The following is a 5520-nucleotide window of genomic DNA, read 5'->3' as shown; positions in this document are numbered from 1 at the left end:
CTTGGCCGCCGCATAGTGCGCGTGCTCCTGCCAGCCATACACGCCACCGGCAATCGACGAAATCGCCACCAGCGCACCGCCTTCATGCATGTGCCGGGTTGCCGCCCGGAAGGTGCGCATCACCCCGGTCAGGTCGACGTTGAGCATCTCGTTCCACAGCTCGTCGGTCATCTCCAGCAGTGGCGCACGGCGTAACAAACCGGCGTTGGCCACCGCGTAATCGAGGCGACCGAAGTGCTGGACCGCCTGCGCCGCCAGGTTATCCACCGAGGTTGTATCGCCCACGTCCAGCGGCAACATCAGGCATTCACCGCCCGCCTCTTCCACCAGCGCAACCGTGTGATGCGGGTCATGGGGATCGGCCGGGTAATACCCACCCACCACCGCCACGCCGCTGCGGGCATACGCCACCGCGAGGGCCTGGCCGATGCCGCTGGCGGCACCGGTAATCAATGCAACTTTACGACTCATCGAATCAACTCCTTACTGGACGGTTTCCGGACGCACATGGCGCGCGGCAAACATCAACGCACCGGAGAGGAAGCACGGCACTGCGCCAAACCACAGCGCAGCGGTCTGCCAGTCACTCCCGGCCGACAACACCTGGGTCGCGCCGAACCCGGCAACCACCGCACCAATCGGCCCCATGGCATGGATAATCGCGCCACCGGTAGCCCGGATGCTGGTGGGAAAACTCTCACTGATGAAAAACAGCGCCGCCGAGTACGGCCCGATCAGGAAGAACAGGCCCAGGCTGTACAGCCCCACCACCATCGCCATGTTGCTCGGGCCAAACAGCATCCCGGCAAACGACAGCCCGCCGAGCATCCAGCCCAGGCCGATGACATTGCGCCGGCCGATCTTGTCGCCCATCCAGCCGTGGCTGAGGTAGCCGCAGTAGCCCACCAGGTTCGACAGCACGAGGATGATCAGCGAGTTCTCGAACGAGATGTGGTGCACGCTGACGATCACCGACGTACCCAGCACGCTGAACACCTGGATCGCCGCCCAGTTGAGCAGCAGCGCCGCACCGATCACCAGGGTTGCACGGCGGGCCGGGCCACGGAATGCGGCCTTGAGGCCGGCCTTGCTGTGTTCGTCATAGTCCACGCCGTAGGTCACGGCGACGTTTTGCGCCTCTTTCACCGCGCCGCTTTTACGCAGCTCGCTGATGCGCTGGTGAATCTGGAACTGCGGGCTTTCCTTGAGCTTGCGCGCCATGACCGCGATGACAATCGCCGGGATCGCCGCAAACACGAAGCACCCCTGCCAGCCAATCACCGGCAGCAACAGCGCGGTCAAACCCGCCGCGATCAACGCGCCCACCGGCCAGCCGCCCTGCACCAGGCTGTAGATAAAGCCGCGACGCTTGGCCAGTTTCGGATCATCCGAGGCGGCGTACAGTTCGCTCAGGTAAGTCGCGTTGACGGTTTCCTCGGCATAACCCAGGCCGCCCAGCGAACGGATCAGGATCAGCGACGATTTGCCCCACGCGCCGCCAATGGCGGTGAGCGCCGAGCAGATCGCCGAACCGGCCACGGTGAAAATAATCCCTTTGCGCCGACCCAGTTTGTCCACGATCGGACCGATGGCCAGCGCGACCACGGCGGTGCCTACCGCCACCCATGTCGCAATCTCCGCCTGCTCCACTTCACCCCAGTTAAAGTGCCGCCCGATTTCCGGCAGCAAGGTGCCGAAAAGGATGAAGTCATACACCGCAAACACCCAGGCGAAAAACGCGATCCAGGTGGCGAAACGCACCTCCTTGGGCGTCAGTTGCCGGGGTTTCCAGCCAGTCAGATCAAGCTTGTTGTAGATAGACATGAATCGCGCCTCGGGAGGTTGGCCAGGGTTTAGGTACGGGTGTCAGGTACGCGGTTGGCGGCGGATAAAGTCATCGGCGATTTCGTCGAAGGTGACGAAGCGCACGCCGGCATGGCTCTGGATGTGTTCGATCAGCCGCTCAAGCATCAGCAGCACTTGCGGGCGGCCGGACACGTCGGGGTGGATGGTCATGGTGAACACCGCGTGTTCGTGCTCGCGGTAGACCCAATCGAACTGGTCGCGCCACATTTCTTCGAGGTGACGCGGGTTGACGAAGCCGTGGCTGTTGGGGGCTTTCTTGATGAACATCATCGGCGGCAGGTCGTCTAGGTACCAGTTGGCCGGGATCTCCACCAGGTCGGTTTCTTCGCCGCGCACCAGGGGTTTCATCCAGGTGTCGGGGTGCTGGCTGTAGTCGATCTTGGTCCAGGTGTCGCCCTTGCGCACGTAGTACGGGTGGAAGTCGTTGTGCATCAGGCTGTGGTCGTACTTGATGCCTTTTTTCAGCAGCAGTTCGTTGGTGACCTTGCTGAATTCCCACCACGGCGCGACGTAGCCGGTGGGGCGTTTGCCGGTAACCTGGGTGATCAGCTCGATGGACTTGTCGAGGACGATTTCTTCCTGCTCGGCCGTCATCGCAATCGGGTTTTCGTGGCTGTAGCCGTGCACACCGATTTCGTGACCGGCGTCGGCCACCGCCTTCATCTGCTCGGGGAAGGTTTCCATCGAGTGGCCGGGGATAAACCAGGTGGTGCGCAGGCCGTAGCGCTCGAACAATTTGAGCAGGCGTGGCGCACCGATTTCACCGGCGAACAGGCCGCGGGAAATGTCGTCCGGGGAATCTTCGCCGCCATAGGAACCGAGCCAGCCGGCGACCGCGTCGACGTCGACGCCAAATGCACAGAGGATGTCTTTAGCCATGATGTGTCTCCTTAAAAAGTGAGTGCGGTTTCTACTGACAGCGCGGCCCGAAGCAGGCGCGCGTCTTCGCCGCTGGGGGCGCTGAGCAGCAGGCCGGTGGGCAGGCCCAGGGCATCGCGGCCGCTGGGCAGGCTGACGCCGGGCATGTCCAGCAGGCTGCCGGGCATGGTCAGGCGCAGGGTGGCGAGGTTGGTGCTGACGAACAGCTCAAAGTCGGCTTCCAACGGCGCCAGGGCCGGGGCCACATGGGCCACGGTGGGGGTGATGAGGATCGCGCCGTCGAGTTCGTCGACAAGTTGCTGTTGCAGGCGGCGACGGGCTTCGTAGAGTGCCAGCAGTTGGCTGGCCGGCAGTGTGCGGGCCGCTTCAAGGCGACGGCGAACGCGGGGGTCGAGTTGCTCGGCATCAGGGCTGTCGAGCAGGGCTTCGTGGAGGGCGAAGGCTTCGAAGGCGCCGAGCCAGCCCTGGTGCTGGATCAGGTCGAGGGTGGCCTGGAAGGTCCTCGAGGGGCGTACCTCAATCAGTGCGCCGTCTGCCTTCAATTGGTCCACACAACGTTGCAGGTTGTCGCGCACCGCAGGTTCAACCCGTGCGTCTTCCTGCACACTTTGCTCGACCCAGAACCGCTGGCCATTGAGGCTGCGGGGCGGGCGTGGTGGGCGCTGGTCGCGACCATTGAGCAGGTCGTCGATGGCCAGTGCATCGCGCACGCTGCGGGTCAGCGGGCCGAGGCTGTCGAGGGTGTGAGCCAGCGGAAAAACGCCGTCGCGGCTGTAGCGCCGGCAACTGCTGCGATAACCGACCACGCCATTCAGCGCAGCCGGAATACGGATGGAGCCGGCGGTGTCGGTACCCATGGCGATCGGCACGATGCCGGCTGCCACGGCGACCGCCGAGCCCGACGACGAGCCGCCGGGAATCCGCGGTTGATCGACGCTGGCCGGGTTGTGCGGCGTGCCGAAATGCGGGTTCAGGCCCAGGCCGGAATAGGCCAGCTCGCTGAGGTTGGTCTTGCCGACGCTGACCATTCCGGCGCGGCACAACAGGCCCACACTTGGTGCGTCCAGCAAGACAGCCGGCGCATTGCGGCGATAGGCCGCGCCCGCCGTGGTAATGCTGCCGGCCACATCGAACAGATCTTTCCAGGCCAGTGGCACCCCGTCGAACACGCTCAACGGCTGGCCGGCACGCCAACGGGCAGCCGACGCTTCGGCCTCACGGCGGGCGCGCTCGGCGGTCAGGGAGATGAACACGCCGGGGGCCATGCTCGCGTGGGCAAGTGCCTGTTCCAGGACCTGCACCGGGTCGCTGCGACCGCTGGCGAAATCCTCGGCCATTGAAGTGGCGTCTGACATAGGAATGACCTTTGAAAAATGTACACATTAATAAAATGTACATTTTACAAAGGCAGCTTTCGTGCCAGTCTCGTGGACAGCTCGGTTGCCACACCTGGCACTTTGGAGCAGATCCACGGGCTAGATGGGTTTCAGGCATTAAAAGAAATATCGGCTGGTGTTTAAGGCTAGCGCGGAATGAAATAATGTATCTTTTATTAATAAATACATTTTGGTGCAGAAAAGTAACATCAACCCTCTGAAGGCCCCAAAAAAGTGCCACCGACGTGGCGCAGAGTGACAGGCGCAACTATGAGAGAATCCCCGGCCACCGACCCGTTTGCTCCAGAGAGCCCGATGAAAGCAGTGTCAGCCTCGGCTTCCCGTTACGCGATGATTCACCAGGTTCTGCGCGACGCCATCACCCACGGCACCGCCCGCCATGGCCTGGTGTTGCTGGAAGCGCCGCTGGCCGAATTGTTCGGCACCAGCCGGGTGCCGGTGCGCAAGGCGCTGAACCTGTTGCATGACGAAGGACTGATCTGCCGCTTTGATGGCCGGGGTTACCTGATCAACCCCGACGGCCTGGACATGGAGCCGCTGCGCTTGCCCCTGAGCCATGCGCACCTGGGCCTCAACGGTGAAGATGAGTTGGTGGACACCCGGCCACTGGGGGAGCGCATCGTCGAGGAAATCGGCGCAGCGCTCTCGACCTGTATCGCCTTCGGGCATTATCGCCTCGATGAACAGGCCGCCGCCGAGCACTACAACGTCAGCCGCGCGGTGGTGCGTGAAGCGCTGATGCGCCTGCGGGACCGTGGCCTGGTGGAAAAGGAACCCTATTCCCAATGGCTGGCCGGGCCACTGACTGCCCGGGAAGTCACCGAAGACTACGAACTGCGCGCCTGCCTGGAGCCCGAGGCCCTGCGCCAGAGCGCGCCGAACCTCGACCGCGACCTGCTGCACGCCATGTTGCAGCGCGTGCTCGATGCGCAAAACAGCGCCCATTGCAGCCTGGAAGAGATCGAGCAGATCGAGGAAGACCTGCACCAGCACTGCCTCGCCGGCCTGCAAAATCGCAAGATCGCCGCGCTGATCCGCCAGGGGCAGAGCCCGATGATCATCAGCCGGATTTTCTACCGGCTGCTGGGCATCGGTGCCGATCCGGCGATGCTGGCCGAGCACCGGCTGATCCTGGAGTTGCTGTTGCATGGCGCCTTCGACGCCGCCGCGCTGAACCTGCGCGAGCACCTGCAACGGGCCCGGCAGCGGATGTTGCAGCGGTTGAAAGTGCTGTCGGTGCTGCCTGAACAACCTTTACCGGCCTACTTGCACAAACTCAGCTGACGAAATGCAATCGAAAATGTGGGAGCGGGCTTGCTCGCGAAGGCGGCGCATCAGTCACAGATGCATTGACTGACAGACCGCCTTCGCGAGCAAG

At 63.2% G+C, this 5520-nt stretch carries 5 protein-coding genes; 1 reads left to right on the top strand and 4 read right to left on the bottom strand.

The window, feature by feature from the left end; all coding sequences use genetic code 11:
- The 4 genes from HX873_RS30955 to HX873_RS30940 form a co-directional block, all read right to left on the bottom strand.
- Positions 1-471: SDR family NAD(P)-dependent oxidoreductase (locus tag HX873_RS30955; protein WP_177123761.1), on the bottom strand; the 471-nt coding region annotated here is incomplete at its 3' end.
- Positions 472-483: 12 nt separating this feature from the next.
- Positions 484-1824 carry an MFS transporter gene (locus HX873_RS30950; protein WP_003210404.1) on the bottom strand — a complete coding sequence of 447 codons (1341 nt, stop codon included), beginning with the start codon at positions 1822-1824 and terminating at the stop codon, positions 484-486.
- A 42-nt stretch (positions 1825-1866) separates the two neighbouring features.
- Entirely contained in the window at positions 1867-2745 is an 879-nt protein-coding gene (locus tag HX873_RS30945; protein WP_003210406.1) for a polysaccharide deacetylase, read from the bottom strand.
- A gap of 11 nt (positions 2746-2756) precedes the next feature.
- Positions 2757-4100 (bottom strand): amidase, encoded by a 1344-nt coding sequence (locus tag HX873_RS30940; protein ID WP_177123759.1) that lies wholly within the window; start codon positions 4098-4100, stop codon positions 2757-2759.
- 336 nt (positions 4101-4436) lie between these two features.
- Here HX873_RS30940 and HX873_RS30935 point away from each other — a divergent pair, with 336 nt between their 5' ends.
- The gene (locus tag HX873_RS30935) at positions 4437-5426 is read left to right on the top strand and encodes a GntR family transcriptional regulator (RefSeq protein ID WP_003210410.1); all 990 of its coding nucleotides are present in this window, start codon (positions 4437-4439) and stop codon (positions 5424-5426) included.
- Positions 5427-5520 lie beyond the last annotated feature (94 nt).

The sequence above is a fragment of the Pseudomonas sp. P7758 genome, from assembly GCF_013386485.1.
Taxonomy (GTDB): domain Bacteria; phylum Pseudomonadota; class Gammaproteobacteria; order Pseudomonadales; family Pseudomonadaceae; genus Aquipseudomonas.
The sequence above is the reverse complement of the archived record's forward strand: the minus strand, read 5'-3'. Positions and strand labels throughout refer to the sequence as shown.

Bases quoted from the DNA above. Each gene is read 5' to 3' on its own strand.
- HX873_RS30945 (WP_003210406.1), bottom strand. From the start codon at position 2,745: ATGGCTAAAGACATCCTCTGTGCATTTGGCGTCGACGTCGACGCGGTC.
- HX873_RS30940 (WP_177123759.1), bottom strand. From the start codon at position 4,100: ATGTCAGACGCCACTTCAATGGCCGAGGATTTCGCCAGCGGTCGCAGC.
- HX873_RS30935 (WP_003210410.1), top strand. From the start codon at position 4,437: ATGAAAGCAGTGTCAGCCTCGGCTTCCCGTTACGCGATGATTCACCAG.
- HX873_RS30950 (WP_003210404.1), bottom strand. From the start codon at position 1,824: ATGTCTATCTACAACAAGCTTGATCTGACTGGCTGGAAACCCCGGCAA.